Source organism: Rathayibacter sp. AY1C2 (genome assembly GCF_002931195.1).
Taxonomy (GTDB): Bacteria; Actinomycetota; Actinomycetes; order Actinomycetales; family Microbacteriaceae; genus Rathayibacter.
Map to the genome: position 1 here is coordinate 28,715 of NZ_PSWG01000012.1, position 14,942 is coordinate 43,656.

The following is a 14,942-nucleotide window of genomic DNA, read 5'->3' on the forward strand; positions in this document are numbered from 1 at the left end:
CCTTCTTCGGGGCGCTCGGCCAGGAGGTTCGACATGAGCACGACAGACAGGGATCCGGCTGACGGCGGACTGCCGCGACGGGCAGAGGGCTCGGCGGCGGGCGGCACGGCGCGCATCGACTCCGCGGGGGATACGGGAGCGGCTGCGGCGACGGACCGCTCCGCGACTCCGGACCGTTCCGCTTCGACGGACCGCTCCGACTCCGCGCATTCGGCCCCCGAGCACCGCGCGGCCGTCGACCCCGACTCCGCCGAGGCGAAGCAGGCCCGTGCGGCCGCGCGCAAGGACATCCATCAGCGCGAGCGCGACCGCTTCGGCGGCTTCAAGATCGGCTGCGCCTTCTTCGGCTGGCTCGCCGCCACCGGACTCGCCGTCCTCCTGACCGCCCTCGTCACCGCGATCGGCGCCGCCGTCATCGGCACCCAGGACGTCACCGGCGACCTCGCGGCCGACCCCGCCGCGTTCGGCTGGGCGGGCGCGATCGCCCTGCTGGTCATCCTCCTCGTCGCCTACTACTGCGGCGGCTACGTGGCCGGCCGCATGGCCCGCTTCAGCGGAGCGAAGCAGGGCGTCGGAGTGTGGGCCTGGGCGGTCGTCGTCGCGATCGTCGTGGGCATCGTCTCGGCGATCACCGGCGGCAGCCAGGCGCTCTCCGCGGTGAGCGGCTTCCCGACGATCCCCCTGGACGCCGGCGACGCCACGGCCGCGGCGGTCGTGACGGCGCTCGCCGCCCTGGTCGTCGCGCTGGTCGGCGCCGTGCTCGGCGGTCTCGCCGGCATGCGCTTCCACCGCCGCGTCGACCGCGAGGGCCTCTCCGGCCTCTCCGTCTGACGCTCCCGTCCCTCCTCCCTCCGCGAGACGCCGCTCCGGTACGCCACGCACGCCGTGCCGCGCACCGGAGGGGCAGCTCGCGGAGGGGAGGTAGGGTCCTTCGCGTGACGGGGGAGCGAGGGACGCGGCTGGCGGGCGAGCTGCGGGAGTGGGACGCGGGCGCGCTCGCGGACCTGCGGGACGAGTACCTGGCGTTCCTCGAGCAGCGCGGCGAGTCGGCGCTCGAGCGCGACGGCGGACCCGAGCACGTCACGGCGAGCTGCTTCGTGCTCTCGCCGAATCTGGCGCAGGTGCTGCTCTGCTTCCACCGCAAGGGCCGGTTCTGGGTGCAGCTCGGCGGTCATGTCGAGCCCGGCGACGACTCCACGGCCGACGCGGCCCTCCGCGAGGCGCGGGAGGAGAGCGGAGCGGCACGGCTGCAGCCGCTCGGCGTCCTGCCCCTCGACCTCGACCGGCACGCGCTCGGCGACGGCTTCGGCCGCTGCTCCCGACACTGGGACGTGGGCTACGGCGCGATCGCCGATCCGGACGCTCCCGTGACGGTCAGCGACGAGAGCGACGACGTGGCCTGGTGGCCGGTCGACGCGCTGCCCGCCGAGGTGCCGCCGGGGTTCGCCGAGCGGCTGGCCGGGGCGCTCGCCGCGGCGCGGCTGCTCCGCGGTGCGGGGTCGCTCGGCGGCTGATCGAGACCCGCCTCCACCCACCTCGCATACCGGCAGCGCGCCTGCGACGAGTCCTCCCCGTGACTCCGGCGCCGTGCGGCACGATGGGGCGATGAGCAGCACCGCTGACCCCGTCGTCGTCCTCGCCGGTGCGAGCGGATTCCTCGGGAAGGACCTCACCCGCCGCTTCACGGCAGACGGCTGGACGGTGCGGAGGATCGGCCGCTCCGGGCCGGACGCGCGCTGGGGCGACACCGCCGGCATCACCCGGGTCGTCGACGGTGCGCGCCTCCTGGTGAACCTGGCCGGCAAGAGCGTCGACTGCCGGTACACCGCGGCGAACCGCGCCGAGATCCTCCGCTCGCGCGTGGCGACCACCGCGGAGCTGCACCGCGCGGTCGCGGCGGCCGCGACTCCTCCGCCGGTCTGGATGAACGCGAGCACGGCCACGATCTACCGGCACGAGGAGGAGCGGGCGAACACCGAGGACGAGGGCGTGCTCGGCGAGGGCTTCTCGGTCGACGTGGCGCGGGCGTGGGAGTCGGAGTTCTTCGCCGGGGAGACGCCCGGCGTGCGGCGCGTGGCGCTGCGGATGTCCATCGTGCTCGGAGACGGTCCGGCGACGGCGATCCTGCTGCGGCTGGCGCGGCTCGGCCTCGGCGGTCCGCAGTTCGACGGGCCGTGGCCCTCGACGCGCGCGCGCCGCGAGGCCGGTGTGCACCACGAGAACCGGCGCACCCGCGGCCGTCAGCACTTCAGCTGGATCCACGTGGAGGACGTCCACCGGTCGATCTGCTTCCTCGAGGAGTCGACCCTCGACGGGCCGGTGAACCTCGCGTCGCCGAATCCGAGCGACAACACCGAGCTCTCCCGGCTGCTCCGCGCCGCCGTGGGCCGCCGGATCGGCGTGCCGGCTCCGCGCTTCGTCCTCGAACCCGCGACGCTCCTGCTCCGCACCGAGTCCGAGCTCCTGCTCAAGTCCCGCTGGGTCGTGCCCGCCCGCCTCGAGGACGCCGGCTTCACCTTCGCGCACCCCCACCTCGCCGAGGCCCTCCGCACCCTGGCCTGACCCGCCCCCCCGCGAGGCGACCGACCTCCGCCGCGAGCCCGTGTCGCGGAGGTCCGAGTCCGAGTGCGGATCCAACCGACCCCCGGCCACCCTCGAGGCGTCGACCGGAACGCGTGCCGAGCGTTCTGGACGCGCCGACCGCGCCCCGCTCTCCGAGTACCCGGCCGGTCTCTGAGTCGACCGCGCCACGCCGCGCGGGGAGCGGCGTGGCTGACATCACGCTGAGGTCGCTCTACTTCGCGACCTTCGCCGCGATGTCGCTCCGATACAGCCCGCCGTCGAGGTGGATCAGGTCGAGCGCGCGGTACGCCCGCTCCCGCGCCTCGGCGAAGTCGGCACCGCGTGCGACGACGTTGAGCACGCGGCCGCCGGTGGCGACGAAGCTCCCGTCGACCAGCTGGGTCGCCGCGTGGGCGATGGTGACGCCGGGGACGTCCGCCGCCGCGTCGAGTCCGGTGATGGTCCGTCCGGTGACGGCGTTCTCGGGGTAGCCCTCGCTCGCGAGGACGACGGTGACGGCGACCTCGTCCGTGAACGCGGGCCACGGGACGGAGGCGAGCGCGCCGGTGGCCGCCGCGTGCAGCAGCGCGGACAGCGGGGAGGCGAGGCGGGGGAGGACGACCTGGGTCTCGGGGTCTCCGAAGCGGGCGTTGAACTCGATCACGCGCAGGCCCGCGTCGGTCACGATGAGGCCGCAGTAGAGGAGTCCGACGAAGGGGGTGCGCTCGCGCTCGAGCTGCCGGATGGTCGGGATGGCGACCGTGTCGATCACCTCGTCGACGAAGGCGCGCTCGCTCTCCCAGCGGTCGGCGAGCCAGGGGAGCGGGGAGTAGGCGCCCATGCCGCCGGTGTTCGGCCCCTCGTCGCCGTCGCTCAGGCGCTTGAAGTCCTGCGCGGGGGAGAGGGGGACGACGTCGTGGCCGTCGGAGAGGAGGAAGAGGGAGACCTCCTGGCCGGCGAGGAACTCCTCGATGAGGACGTCGCCGGACTGCAGCCAGAACTCGGCGTGCGCGATCGCGGCGCTGCGCGACTCCGTCACCAGGACGCCCTTGCCCGCGGCGAGGCCGTCGGCCTTGACGACCGAGGGGAGTCCGTACTCGTCGATGGCGCGGGTGGCGTCGACCAGGGTGGAGACGCGGGTCGCGCGGCCGGTGGGCACGCGGGCCATGTCCATCACGCGCTTCGCGAAGGTCTTCGAGCCCTCGAGTGCGGCGGCGGCCCGGTCGGGGCCGAAGGTGGGGATGCGGCGCTTGCGGAGCGCGTCGGCGACTCCGGCGACCAGGGGCGCCTCGGGGCCGATGACGACGAGCTCGATGCCCTGCTCCACCGCGAAGTCGCTGACCAGCCGGGGGCTGTTCGTGTCGAAGTGGATGACCTCGACGTCGCGCGCGATGCCGGCGTTGCCGGGCGCCGCGATGATCTCGTGGTGCTCCTCCTCCGCGAGGAGAGCCGTGATGATGGCGTGCTCACGGGCACCCGAACCGAGGACGAGGATCTTCACCTTGACAGGATAGGGCGCCCCGCGCCGGGGCTGGTCCCTGTGACGTCCTCCTCCGCAGGGCGGCGCTGCGGACGCCGACACGCCGGGCGGAGCCCCGCGGAGGCCTCCGGGAGCGAGCGGCGGCGGCAGGATGGGTGGATGGCCAAGGGCAGGATCGACGAGGCGAGCGGGCAGTCCGCGGTGCGGGCGGCGCTCGCCGGAGGAGCGGACCGGAACACGACGGCGACGGCGGTGCGGTTCCTCCTGCAGATCATCGAGACGAACGTCCCCGGACGCAGCGTCGAGGTGCGCGTTCCGCCGTTCGGCGCGGCCCAGTGCGTCGAGGGCCCGGGCCACACCCGCGGGACTCCGCCGAACGTGATCGAGATGGACGCGGCGACCTGGCTGCCGCTCGCGACCGGCTCCCTGCCGTGGAGCGAGGGCCTCGCGAGCGGGCGGATCCACGCCTCCGGAGTGCGCGCGGACCTCACGCCGTTCCTCCCCATCCTGCGCGTCGGCTGAGCGTCGGCGAGTTAACTTCTCGTAAACGCGGCGGCGAGCCGTCGTCAGAACGTTTGACCTGGGCTCCGCCGTCGGGTTGTCTGGGAATAACCCCCTCACGCGGCACGAATCCTCTCCGGATCCACCGCTCGATGCTTGGAGTCCCCTTCACGATGCGCAGTACTTCCCCGGGCCGACGCGGCCTCACCCGACTCCTCTCCGCGACCGCCGTCGGCGCCGTCGCCGGAGCGGCCCTCCTCGGCGCCACGCCCGCCGCGGCGGCCGAGGGCGATGTCGCCATCGACATCCTCTCGATCAACGACTTCCACGGGCGGCTCGCCGCCGACCGCGCCGTCGCCGGAGCCGCAGTGCTCGCCGGTGCCGTCGACTCCTACCGCGCCGCCAACCCGAACACGCTGTTCGTCTCGGCCGGCGACAACATCGGCGCCTCGACCTTCGTGTCGAAGGTGCAGGGCGACATCCCCACGCTCGACTCGCTCAACGCGATGGGCCTCGACGTCAGCACGCTGGGCAACCACGAGTTCGACCAGGGCCGCGCCGATGTCGACGGCCGCGTCGTGGACGCCTCGGCGTTCCCCTACTTGAACGCGAACCTCTACGACACCGCGACCGGCGAGCGCGCCTACTCCCCGTACGTGATCACCGAGCAGGACGGCGTCTCCGTCGCCTTCATCGGCGCGATCACCGAGGACCTCGGCAAGCTCGTCAGCCCCGCCACGATCTCGACGCTCTCCGTCGAGCCGATCGCCGAGAACGTCAACGAGGTCGCCGCGCAGCTCCAGGACGGCGACGCCGCCAACGACGAGGCCGACGTGGTCGTCCTGCTCCTGCACGAGGGAGCCGACGCCGACGCGGCCGAGCTGAACACTCCGGAGGCGGACCCCAAGTTCGGCTCGATCGTCGACTCGGTCGCCCCGAACGTCGACGCGATCGTCTCGGGCCACAGCCACCAGGAGTACGACGCGGGCATCGACGCGGGCCGGGCCTTCCCGACCGTCGTGTCGCAGACCGGCAGCTACGCCGAGAACATCGGCCGCATGTCCCTGACCGTCGACCCGGCGACCAAGCAGCTCACGTCGCTCACCAGCGAGGTCGTGCCGCTGACGAAGGTCGTCGACGACCCGACCTCCGACGACCCGGCCAAGACGATCGTCGTCGGCGCCTTCGAGCCCGACCCCGAGGTCGAGACCATCGTCGCCGACGCCCAGGCCGTCGCCGTCCGCGAGGGCAGCGTGAAGGTCGGCACCATCACCGAGGACATCTCGCGCGCCTACCGCCCGGACGGCACCACGACCAACCGCGGCTCGGAGTCGACCCTCGGCAACCTCGTCTCGGACGCCCAGCTCTGGGCCACCCGTGAGCTCGGCACGCAGATCGCCTTCTCGAACGCGGGCGGCCTGCGCGACGACCTCTCCTACACCGCGACTCCGGACCAGCCCGGCGACGCGGACGGCGTGGTCACCTACGCCGAGGCCTCCGACGCCCAGCCCTTCGCGAACACCCTGGTGACCCTGCAGCTGACCGGCGAGCAGATCTCCGACCTGCTCGAGGAGCAGTGGGTGGGCAGCTCCAGCCACCCGCAGCTGAACCTCTCCACCTCGAAGGACCTCACCTACGTCTTCGACGCCACGGCGCCCGAGGGCTCGCGCATCTCGCAGGTGTTCTTCCAGAACGAGCCGATCGACCCGGCCGCGACCTTCACCGTCGTGACCAGCAGCTTCCTCGCGAGCGGCGGCGACGGCTTCAGCACCTTCACCGAGGGCACCGGCACGGCCGACTCCGGCCGCATCGACCTGGACGCCTTCGTCGGCTACATCCAGGACCTCGGCACCGTCAGCCCCGACCCCGTGCAGCGCACGATCGGCCTGACCGACAACGTCCCGGACTCGGGCGAGTACGCGGTCGGCGACACGATGACCGTCGACCTCTCCTCGCTCCTGTTCAGCACCGGAGCCGCGGCCGACACCACCGTGACCGCGAGCGTCGACGGCACCGTCGTCGGCACCGCGACGATCGATCCGACCCGGGCCGTCACCGACGACTCGACCGGTCGCGCCTCGTTCTCGGTCCCGATCGACGAGAGTCTGGCGGGCGGCGCGCACACCGCGACGTTCGCGCTCGACACCACCGGCACCGAGATCAGCGTCGGCTTCGCCGTCGCGGCCGGCGCCGGAGCGGGCACCCCGACTCCCGGACCGACCACGGAGCCGACGCCCGCGCCGACCACGCCGCCCACCACGGGCCCCGCGCCGACGCCGACCACTGCTCCGGTCGCCGGCTCGCACCACCTCGCCGAGACCGGAGTGGACGCGACCCCCGCGTTCGCCGCCGGGATCGCCGCTCTGCTGCTCGGTCTGGGCATGACGGTCGCGCGCCTGCGCCGCCGCACCGCCGCGAAGTAGCCGCACCGCGCGCACGACGGGCCCTCGACTCCGGTCGGGGGCCCGTCGTCGTGTGCGGGGCGAGCCGATGGTCGACCCCCGGGAGCCGCGGCGGGGAGGCGCTCCCGAGGAGCGGCACCAGCCCCCGGAGACGCGAGAACGCCGCCTCCCGATCGGGAGACGGCGTCGGAACGCGATGAGGTGCTGTCGCGGAGCGGCGGGGCTCAGTGCTGCGCGGGGACCTGACGGTAGCCGTCGCGGCTGGCGACGAGCACCGTCGACACCGTGCCCCATGCGGCGAGGCCACTGAGGACGACGAGGATTGCGATGCTCATGAGTGTTCTGCCTTTCGTTGCGGCGGCTTGTGATCCATCCGCCGGGATGCTGTGTACAACGTCCAGTGTCCGGCCCCGTGTTCCGTAGGACAATCGAACTGTTCTTGCCCTGACGTGTAGTTTCTCTACATGGACGTGCGACGGCTGGAACTGCTCCGCGAGCTCTCGATGCGCCGCTCGATCACGGCCGTGGCGGAGGCGACGCACCGCACGCCCTCCGCGGTCTCGCAGCAGCTCAAGGTGCTCGAGCGCGAGGCCGGCGTGCCGCTGATCGAGCGCTCCGGCCGCGGTGTGGTGCTCACGGCGGCGGGACGCGAGCTCGCCCGGAGCGCCACCGAGATCGCGATCGCGCTCGAGCGGGCCGACGCCGTCTGGCAGACGTTCAAGAACAACCCGATCGGCGAGGTCACCATCGCGACCTTCCCCACTGCGGGCCAGATGCTCCTCCCGAACGCGCTGGTCGCGCTCCGCAGCGTCGAGGGACTCGTCGTGCAGTGCGAGGACGCGGACCCCGGCACCGACGAGTTCGCCGACCTGACCGCCGACTTCGACATCGTGCTCGCCCACTCGCCCACCGGCAGAAGCGCCTGGGCCGGCCGCGGCCTCGCGATGGCGGAGCTGATGGTCGAGCCCCTCGACATCGGCCTGCCGGTCGGGCACCGCCTCGCGGACCGGGCGACGGTCTCGGCGGCGGACCTGGTCGGCGAGACCTGGATCGGCGTCCCGGACGGGTTCCCGTTCGAGCGCGTGATGCAGGACATCGAGACCGCGTCCGGCGAGGCGGTGCGGGTGGAGCAGCGCTTCGCGTCGACCCGCGTGACCGAGGCGTTCGTCGCGGCGGGCCTGGGCATCGCGGTGCTCCCGCGCTACACGGCGGGCGGCGCGGGAGTGGTGGTGAAGCCGCTCCGCGGGATGAACTCCGTGCGGCACATCGTCGCGCTGATGCGGCCCGACCGGGCGGAGCGGCTCTCGGTCCGCACCGTCGTCCGCGAGCTGCGCGCCCAGGCGGGCCGGCTCGTGCACGCGCTCTGAGCGATCACGGTGCCTCGCCCTCGCCCGCGCGGGGGAGAATGGAGGCATGAGCGATCCCGCCCGCCCCGAGGTCACCCGCGAAGAGGTCGACGTCCGCCGCTCCCCGCGCGTCTGGCGCATCCTGACCCTCGGCGTCGGGCTCGGAGCGATCGCGGCCTTCGTGCTGACCTTCGCGCTGCCCGAGACGCAGGGCTTCTCCCGCGGGCAGGTCTTCGGCTTCAGCCTGCTGCTCTTCGTGACGCTGTTCGGCGCTCTCGCGGGGCTCGTCGTGGTGCTGCTCGACCGGGTCGTCGGCCGGAAGGTCGTCCGGACCACCGCCGAGCGGATCGTCGAGCGCGAGGACGCGGCCGAGGAGCCCGTGGCCGAGGAGGCCCTGCCCGACGTGCGCACGACGTCCGACGAGGACGACCCGCGGACGGGGTCCGACCGGGTCTAGCCGGCGGAGGCGGGCCGCATTGCGGCCGCGGCACTCCGCCCTGCGCTGAAGGTCCCGCCCGCGGCTCGCGCTCGCGGACGGGACCGCGGCGTCAGCGTCCCCGGCGCGACGAGGAGCGGCGGCTGCTGCTCGGGGTGGACGTCGGGCGCTTGGCGGCGGCGCGCTTGGCCTTCTGCGACTTCGAGATCTTCTTGGCCACGAAGGTGAGCAGGAACGGCAGGATTCGGTAGATCACGGGGGACTCCTCGGGTGCATGCGCGCGGGGCCGCGCACCCTCCGATCATGGAGCGGCGCACGGATCCGCGGCACCCGTTGCGCCGCGCCCGGCGCTGTGCAGAGCTCAGCTCAGCTGAGTGCGCTCCACCCAGTCGAGGTACTCCGGGGTGACGGTGCCCGTGACGTACTCGCCGGTGAAGCAGCTGGTCTCGAGGTCGGTGACGTCCGAGCCCTCGAGGATCGCCGCCTTCATGTCGGCGACCTCCTGGTAGATCAGCTGGTCGGCGCCGATCGCCTCCGAGATCTCGGGGATGCGGCGGTTGTGGGCCACGAGCTCCTGGCGCGAGGGCATGTTGATCCCGTACACGTGCGGGTAGCGCACGGGAGGCGCGGCGGACGCGAAGGTGACCGTGTTCGCGCCGGCCGCGCGGGCCATGTCGACAATCTCCTTGGAGGTGGTGCCGCGGACGATCGAGTCGTCGACGATCAGGACGTTCTTGCCCTTGAACTCGCTCGACATCGCGTTGAGCTTCTGCCGCACCGACTTCTTGCGGACCGCCTGCCCGGGCATGATGAACGTCCGGCCGACGTAGCGGTTCTTGTAGAAGCCCTCGCGGTACTCGATCCCGAGCTTCTGCGCGACCTGCATCGCGGCGGGGCGGGAGGAGTCGGGGATCGGCATGACGACGTCGATCGCTCCGCCCGGGGTGTACTGCGCGATGGTGTCGGCGAGGCGGTCGCCCAGGCGCAGGCGCGCCTCGTAGACCGAGATGCCCGACATCACGGAGTCGGGGCGGGCGAGGTAGACGTACTCGAACGAGCACGGGATGAGTCGCGGGTCCTTCGCGCACTGGCGGCTGGCCATCCGGCCGTCGGGAGTGATGAAGACCGCCTCGCCGGGAGCGACGTCGCGGACGATCTCGAAGCCCTGCGCCTCGAGCACGAGCGACTCGGAGGCGACGACCCAGTCGTCCGGCGCGCCGGTGTTGCTGCGGCGGCCGACGATGAGCGGGCGGATGCCGAAGGGGTCGCGGAACGCCAGCAGCCCGACGCCGGCGATCAGCGCGATGGTGGCGTAGGAGCCCTCGACGCGCTCGTGCACGCGGGCGACGGCGTCGAACACCTCGTCGGCGTCGAGGTCGCGGCCCGACATCGAGGCCTGCAGCTCGTTCGCCAGCACGTTGACCAGCAGCTCCGTGTCGGAGGTGGTGTTGAGGTGGCGGCGGTCGATGCGGAAGAGCTCCTCGGTGAGCTCGCGCGTGTTCGTGAGGTTGCCGTTGTGGACGAGGATGATGCCGTACGGCGCGTTCACGTAGAACGGCTGGGCCTCCTCCTCGCGCTCGGCGTTGCCCTTCGTCGCGTAGCGCACGTGGCCGAGGCCCATGGATCCGAGCAGCGAGCGCATGTCGCGGGTGCGGAACGCCTCGCGGACCTGTCCCGCGGCCTTCTTGATGTGCAGGGTGCTGCCGTCGGCGGTCGCGATGCCGGTCGAGTCCTGGCCGCGGTGCTGCAGGAGGGAGAGGCTGTCGTAGATGGACTGGTTGACCGGTCCGGAGGACACGATCCCAACGATTCCGCACATGCCGGAGGGGCTCCCAAGGGGATAGCAGGGGGGTTTGACGGTCCATCCTGGCACGCGGGGGACTCATCCCCTAATGGTTCGCCGTGGGCGGATCCGTGGTCGCGGGAGTGCTCGGGGCGGCGTCGACCGGCGGATCGGCCGGGCGGACGGTCGGGGCGCCGCGCGGCCCCTCAGCTGCTCGGAGCCGTCCAGGCTCCCGCGAGGCTGCGGTCCAGGACGCGGCGCCAGCCCTGCGGAGCCGCGGACTCGCGGCTGGTCGTGCCCGCCATCCAGAGCAGGGCCATCAGGTCGTCGTGGGTGAAGTCGGGGGAGAGGGATCCGTCGCGGTGGGCGGCCTCGACGAGATCCCGGCCGAGCTCGATCGAGCGGTCGCAGGCCTCGATGAGGGCGACCGCGTCGGGGAAGCGGCGCAGCATCGCGTCGTTGAGGGCGGGGTCCTCCAGCTGGAGGTCGATCATCCCGGAGACGAAGCGCTCCAGGCGTCCGCGGGAGGACCGCTCGGCGAGAGCGCGCTCGGTCAGGCCCTTCAGCTTCTCGCCGGCGACGGCCGGGACGACGGCGTCGATGAGCTCCTCACGGGAGCCGACGCGGTTGTAGAGGGTGCCGATGCTCACGCCGGCGTGACGGGCGATGTCCTCGAGGGGGGCGGCCAGGCCGCGGGAGCCGAAGACCTCGAGGGCGGCGGCGTGCAGCTTCTCGACGTTCCGCTGCGCGTCCCGGCGCAGGACCTTCTGCTCGTCCACGTGATCCTCCCGATGATCTTGAGGTGCCACTCAACTTATGATCCGATGAGTGTTGAGGCTGACCTCAACTTAGCAGCCCCGCTCATCGCGCCCCGGGACACACGACGACAGGACCTCCCATGCCCCTTCTCACCGTCATCGGCGCGGGCCCCGGCCTCGGCCTCGAGATCGCCCGCGTCTTCGGCCGGGCCGGCTTCACCGTCGCCCTCGTCTCGCGGAACCAGGAGAAGCTGGACGGCCTGGCCGCCCGCCTCGCCGAGGAGGGCATCGAGGCGACGGGGTTCGCCGCCGACATCGCGCAGCCCGAGACCCTGACCGCCGTGCTGCGGGCGATCCGTGCCGACCTCGGTTCGATCGACGTCCTCGAGTTCTCCCCCGCCGACTCCGCTCTCACCCCGGTCGGCGTCCTGGACGTCACGCCCGAGAACCTGCAGCCGCAGATCGACTTCTACCTCGGGGGCGCGCTCCGCGCCGTCGGCGAGGTGGTTCCGGACATGATCGCCGCCGGCAGCGGGACGATCCTCGTCACCACCGGCGGCGGCTCCGTCTCCCCGCACGCGGCGCTGGCGAACATCAACATCGCCGCCGCGGGCCTGCGGAACTGGGTCCTCAACCTCCACTCCGCGCTCGAGCCCCGGGGCGTCTACGCCGCCCACGTGGCGATCACCGCGCTCATCGACGGCGGCCACCCGGACGCGGCGGCCGAGGTCATCGCCCGGTCCTACCTCGACCTCCACCGCAGCCGCGACCGCGCCGAGCTGCACTACGTGGCCTGGGACGCGTGACCGCGGGCGCGGAGCGGGAGCCGCCGGTGCGGCGGACCCGGATCCGCGCCGCGGCGGGAGAGGGCAGTCGGTAGGGTCGTCGCGTGAGTGATGAGACGAGCAGCTACGCCCGCGCAGGAGTCGACACGGCGGCGGGGGACCTCGCCGTCGAGCTGATGAAGTCGGCGGTGTCGGCGACGCACGACAGCCGGGTCCTCGGCGGGGTCGGCGGCTTCGCGGGCCTGTACGACGTCTCCTTCCTCCGCGACTTCCGCGCCCCCCTCCTCGCGACCTCGACCGACGGCGTCGGCACCAAGGTCGCGCTCGCCCAGGCGATCGACAAGCACGACACCATCGGGCAGGACCTCGTCGGCATGGTCGTCGACGACATCGTCGTGGTCGGCGCCCGCCCGTTCTTCATGACCGACTACATCGCGTGCGGCAAGGTGGTCCCGGCCCGCGTCGCCGACATCGTCGCCGGCATCGCGCGCGCCTGCTCCGAGACGGGCACCGCGCTCGTCGGCGGCGAGACGGCCGAGCACCCGGGCCTGCTCGGACCCGACGACTACGACGTGGCGGGCGCGGCGGTCGGCGCGATCGAGGCGGACCAGGTGCGCGGCGCCGACCGCGTGCGCGACGGCGACGTCGTGGTGGCGATGGCCTCCTCCGGACTGCACTCGAACGGCTACTCGCTCGTGCGCCACATCCTCGCCGAGCGAGGTATCGGCTTCACCGACCGTTCCGAGGAACTGGGCGGAGTGGTCGGCGAGGTGCTGCTGGAGCCGACCCGCCTCTACACCCGGCCCCTCCTCGATCTGCTCGACGACGCCGAGCTCGGCCCGGCCGTCCACTCCATCAGCCACGTCACCGGCGGCGGGATCGCGGCGAACCTCGCCCGGGTGCTGCCGCGCGGCTCCTGGGTCGAGGTCGAGCGGGCGAGCTGGAGCCCGTCCGACGTGTTCCGCGCGCTCGCCGGGATGTCCGGCGCGACGCTCGAGAGCACCGAGGGCACCTGGAATCTCGGCATCGGCATGTTCGCCGTCGTCGCGGCGGAGGCGGCTGATGGCGTGATCGCGCGCCTCGAGCGCTCGGGCGTCCCGTCGTGGGTCGCGGGCCGCGTCTCGACCGCCGCGCGCGCATTCGAGGGCTTCGAGCAGGGCGCGAAGGGCGTCGACGGCGGAGCGGTCCGCCTGGTCGGGTCCTACGCGGGCTGATCCCCGGAGGCGCCGCGGATCAGCGCGGTACGGCGTGCGCGCGCTCCCAGGAGTGCTCGTGCCGGGTCAGCAGCCACGAGCCCGCCGCGCAGAGCGCGCAGGCGGCCGCGGTGGCGAGCAGGGCGGTCGCCCAGGTCGGGGCGTCGCGGCTGACGAGCAGGTTCGCGGAGGCGACCAGCACGCCGAGGCCGGCGCCCACGCTGGTGCCGAGCACGAACGGGCCGTCGCGGCGGCTCGCGACGCGCACCGCGACCATGCCGGCGACCGCTCCCGCGCCTCCGACGACTCCGATGCCCGCGCCGGAGGCCGCTCCCATGAGCAGGCCGAAGCTCACCAGCCCGGGCGGTCCGTCGGCGGCGAGGACGCCGGGCAGGTAGAGGACCAGGGCGACGGCGGCGCCGACCGCGCCGCCCACCAGGATCGCGCCGACCAGCAGGGCGGCGGTGACGTAGCCGACCCGCGCGACAGGCCGCGCGGATCCTCCGGGTTCGAACATTCGCGGCTCCATCGACGCGGCCCGCGGGGCAGCGGGCGGTCCTCGGACAGTACGCCCGAACGCCCCTCGGCGGAACCGTCGTCGGGGATCGGCGGGGCTAGCGCCGGAGGGTCTCGCTCGGGAGCTCGCCGAACCGCGTCGCGTAGTGCTGGGCGAAGCGGCCGCCGCTGATGAACCCCCAGCGTGCGGCGACGTCGCCGACCACCAGCGAGCCGATCGATCCGGCCGAGAGCTCCTCGTGCGCGCGCTCGAGGCGGACGTCGCGCAGGTAGTGCCGCGGGGTCTCGCCGAAGGCGCGCTGGAACGCCAGCTGCACGCCGCGGACCGTGAGCCCGGCCGCGTCGGCGATGTCGGCCACTCCGAGGGGCAGATCGGCGTTGGCCTGCACGAACTCCACGGCCCGTCGGAGGCGCCGAGCGCTGACCGAGGGCGGCACGGCCGGCAGCGGGGCGATGCGGTGGGCGAAGGTCTGCAGGGCGGCGAGCGCGGCGATGCGGGCGACGCCGTCGCGCTGCAGGGCGGTGGGCGTGTGCGCGGAGGCGAGGGTGTCGCGCAGGAGCCGGATCGCGGCCCACCAGGCGGTCGTGTCGCGCGCCACGGGGGCGAACCGCAGCGGGCCGGGCTCGGTGCCGTGCAGCTCCGCGGCGATCGCCTCGAGGTGGGCGGCCTCGAAGTGCACGAGCGCGTCGCGGTACTCGAGGGCCTCGAAGCCGAAGGGCCGGCCGCTCGGGAACATGGCCGGGCGTCCGACGACGAGGCGGTGCTCGTCGCGCCCCAGGTCGAGGGAGGCGCGCCCCGCGGTCAGCCAGAGGGCGACGTAGACGTCGCTCGGGGCCACCGTGCCGCGCACCCGGCCCAGGAAGGAGGCGGAGTGGAGGCTGACGGGCCCGGGCCCGGTCGTCGTGTAGCGGAACGCGAACGGCACGACCGAGCGCTCGGCCCGGAAGCCGGAGCCGTTGTACGAGCCGGCGTAGAAGTCGCGCGCCTCGTCGAGGTCGCTCCCGCGACGCTCCGACTGCCACACGGGCAGCCGTGCGGGCGGGGAAGTGCTCATCGGGTCAGTGTCCCAGGGGGCACCGACATTCTGCACTCAGTGGCGGAAAGCGGGAGAACGTGCTCAGCCGAGCGACCCGCGCTCCAGGTCGGGTCCCTCACCCGCCGGATCGCCGCCCGCACGCG

The 14,942-nt window shown here is 73.3% G+C and carries 15 protein-coding genes; 9 read left to right on the top strand and 6 right to left on the bottom strand.

The genetic code is table 11. The features are described 5' to 3' along the window. The first annotated feature begins 33 nt into the window (after nucleotides 1-33). The 3 genes from C5C55_RS10100 to C5C55_RS10110 all read left to right on the top strand — a co-directional run bounded on the left by C5C55_RS10100 (nucleotide 34) and on the right by C5C55_RS10110 (nucleotide 2,562). Nucleotides 34-831, top strand: a complete 798-nt coding sequence (locus C5C55_RS10100) for a hypothetical protein (protein ID WP_104233827.1) — start codon at nucleotides 34-36, stop codon at nucleotides 829-831. A gap of 104 nt (nucleotides 832-935) precedes the next feature. Beyond that, nucleotides 936-1,514 (top strand): NUDIX hydrolase, encoded by a 579-nt coding sequence (locus tag C5C55_RS10105; RefSeq protein ID WP_258069411.1) that lies wholly within the window; start codon nucleotides 936-938, stop codon nucleotides 1,512-1,514. A 91-nt stretch (nucleotides 1,515-1,605) separates the two neighbouring features. Beyond that, nucleotides 1,606-2,562 (top strand): epimerase, encoded by a 957-nt coding sequence (locus C5C55_RS10110; protein ID WP_104233828.1) that lies wholly within the window; start codon nucleotides 1,606-1,608, stop codon nucleotides 2,560-2,562. A gap of 232 nt (nucleotides 2,563-2,794) precedes the next feature. On the opposite strand, the gene purD is transcribed toward C5C55_RS10110, so the two are convergent. Beyond that, on the bottom strand, nucleotides 2,795-4,063 hold the full coding sequence (gene purD / locus C5C55_RS10115) for a phosphoribosylamine--glycine ligase (protein ID WP_104233829.1): 1,269 nt from the start codon (nucleotides 4,061-4,063) through the stop codon (nucleotides 2,795-2,797). Nucleotides 4,064-4,201: 138 nt separating this feature from the next. On the opposite strand from purD, the gene C5C55_RS10120 reads away from it, so the two are divergent. The 4 genes from C5C55_RS10120 to C5C55_RS10135 all read left to right on the top strand — a co-directional run bounded on the left by C5C55_RS10120 (nucleotide 4,202) and on the right by C5C55_RS10135 (nucleotide 8,748). Continuing rightward, the gene (locus C5C55_RS10120; protein ID WP_104223770.1) at nucleotides 4,202-4,564 is read left to right on the top strand and encodes a sterol carrier family protein; all 363 of its coding nucleotides are present in this window, start codon (nucleotides 4,202-4,204) and stop codon (nucleotides 4,562-4,564) included. Between the two features lie 152 nt (nucleotides 4,565-4,716). Further along, nucleotides 4,717-6,966, top strand: a complete 2,250-nt coding sequence (locus C5C55_RS10125) for a bifunctional UDP-sugar hydrolase/5'-nucleotidase (RefSeq protein ID WP_104233830.1) — start codon at nucleotides 4,717-4,719, stop codon at nucleotides 6,964-6,966. A 443-nt stretch (nucleotides 6,967-7,409) separates the two neighbouring features. Then, nucleotides 7,410-8,312: a LysR family transcriptional regulator gene (locus C5C55_RS10130; RefSeq protein WP_104233831.1), complete on the top strand. Its 903-nt coding sequence runs from the start codon at nucleotides 7,410-7,412 to the stop codon at nucleotides 8,310-8,312. Between the two features lie 46 nt (nucleotides 8,313-8,358). Next, on the top strand, nucleotides 8,359-8,748 hold the full coding sequence (locus C5C55_RS10135; RefSeq protein ID WP_104233832.1) for a hypothetical protein: 390 nt from the start codon (nucleotides 8,359-8,361) through the stop codon (nucleotides 8,746-8,748). Nucleotides 8,749-8,839: 91 nt separating this feature from the next. On the opposite strand, the gene C5C55_RS16610 is transcribed toward C5C55_RS10135, so the two are convergent. The 3 genes from C5C55_RS16610 to C5C55_RS10145 form a co-directional block, all read right to left on the bottom strand. After that, a complete protein-coding gene (locus C5C55_RS16610) occupies nucleotides 8,840-8,983 on the bottom strand; it encodes a hypothetical protein (protein ID WP_159940146.1) in 144 nt (47 codons plus the stop codon). Between the two features lie 105 nt (nucleotides 8,984-9,088). Further along, the gene (purF, locus tag C5C55_RS10140; protein WP_104223766.1) at nucleotides 9,089-10,546 is read right to left on the bottom strand and encodes an amidophosphoribosyltransferase; all 1,458 of its coding nucleotides are present in this window, start codon (nucleotides 10,544-10,546) and stop codon (nucleotides 9,089-9,091) included. 170 nt (nucleotides 10,547-10,716) lie between these two features. Beyond that, a complete protein-coding gene (locus tag C5C55_RS10145; RefSeq protein WP_104233833.1) occupies nucleotides 10,717-11,289 on the bottom strand; it encodes a TetR/AcrR family transcriptional regulator in 573 nt (190 codons plus the stop codon). 119 nt (nucleotides 11,290-11,408) lie between these two features. On the opposite strand from C5C55_RS10145, the gene C5C55_RS10150 reads away from it, so the two are divergent. Further along, nucleotides 11,409-12,074 carry an SDR family NAD(P)-dependent oxidoreductase gene (locus C5C55_RS10150; RefSeq protein WP_104233834.1) on the top strand — a complete coding sequence of 222 codons (666 nt, stop codon included), beginning with the start codon at nucleotides 11,409-11,411 and terminating at the stop codon, nucleotides 12,072-12,074. An 83-nt stretch (nucleotides 12,075-12,157) separates the two neighbouring features. Beyond that, on the top strand, nucleotides 12,158-13,267 hold the full coding sequence (gene purM / locus C5C55_RS10155; RefSeq protein ID WP_104233835.1) for a phosphoribosylformylglycinamidine cyclo-ligase: 1,110 nt from the start codon (nucleotides 12,158-12,160) through the stop codon (nucleotides 13,265-13,267). 19 nt (nucleotides 13,268-13,286) lie between these two features. On the opposite strand, the gene C5C55_RS10160 is transcribed toward purM, so the two are convergent. Both C5C55_RS10160 and C5C55_RS10165 read right to left on the bottom strand, forming a co-directional pair. Then, nucleotides 13,287-13,763 carry a hypothetical protein gene (locus C5C55_RS10160; protein WP_104233836.1) on the bottom strand — a complete coding sequence of 159 codons (477 nt, stop codon included), beginning with the start codon at nucleotides 13,761-13,763 and terminating at the stop codon, nucleotides 13,287-13,289. Nucleotides 13,764-13,860: 97 nt separating this feature from the next. Next, nucleotides 13,861-14,817, bottom strand: coding sequence for a helix-turn-helix transcriptional regulator (locus tag C5C55_RS10165; protein WP_146080929.1), 957 nt, complete (start codon nucleotides 14,815-14,817; stop codon nucleotides 13,861-13,863). Nucleotides 14,818-14,942 lie beyond the last annotated feature (125 nt).

What these genes read in the sequence shown, in the direction of transcription:
- C5C55_RS10100 (WP_104233827.1), top strand. Translation starts at nt 34, where the DNA reads ATGAGCACGACAGACAGGGATCCGGCTGACGGCGGACTGCCGCGACGG.
- C5C55_RS10110 (WP_104233828.1), top strand. Translation starts at nt 1,606, where the DNA reads ATGAGCAGCACCGCTGACCCCGTCGTCGTCCTCGCCGGTGCGAGCGGA.
- C5C55_RS10120 (WP_104223770.1), top strand. Translation starts at nt 4,202, where the DNA reads ATGGCCAAGGGCAGGATCGACGAGGCGAGCGGGCAGTCCGCGGTGCGG.
- C5C55_RS10125 (WP_104233830.1), top strand. Translation starts at nt 4,717, where the DNA reads ATGCGCAGTACTTCCCCGGGCCGACGCGGCCTCACCCGACTCCTCTCC.
- C5C55_RS10130 (WP_104233831.1), top strand. Translation starts at nt 7,410, where the DNA reads ATGGACGTGCGACGGCTGGAACTGCTCCGCGAGCTCTCGATGCGCCGC.
- C5C55_RS10135 (WP_104233832.1), top strand. Translation starts at nt 8,359, where the DNA reads ATGAGCGATCCCGCCCGCCCCGAGGTCACCCGCGAAGAGGTCGACGTC.
- purF (WP_104223766.1), bottom strand. Translation starts at nt 10,546, where the DNA reads ATGTGCGGAATCGTTGGGATCGTGTCCTCCGGACCGGTCAACCAGTCC.
- C5C55_RS10150 (WP_104233834.1), top strand. Translation starts at nt 11,409, where the DNA reads ATGCCCCTTCTCACCGTCATCGGCGCGGGCCCCGGCCTCGGCCTCGAG.
- C5C55_RS10160 (WP_104233836.1), bottom strand. Translation starts at nt 13,763, where the DNA reads ATGTTCGAACCCGGAGGATCCGCGCGGCCTGTCGCGCGGGTCGGCTAC.
- C5C55_RS10165 (WP_146080929.1), bottom strand. Translation starts at nt 14,817, where the DNA reads ATGAGCACTTCCCCGCCCGCACGGCTGCCCGTGTGGCAGTCGGAGCGT.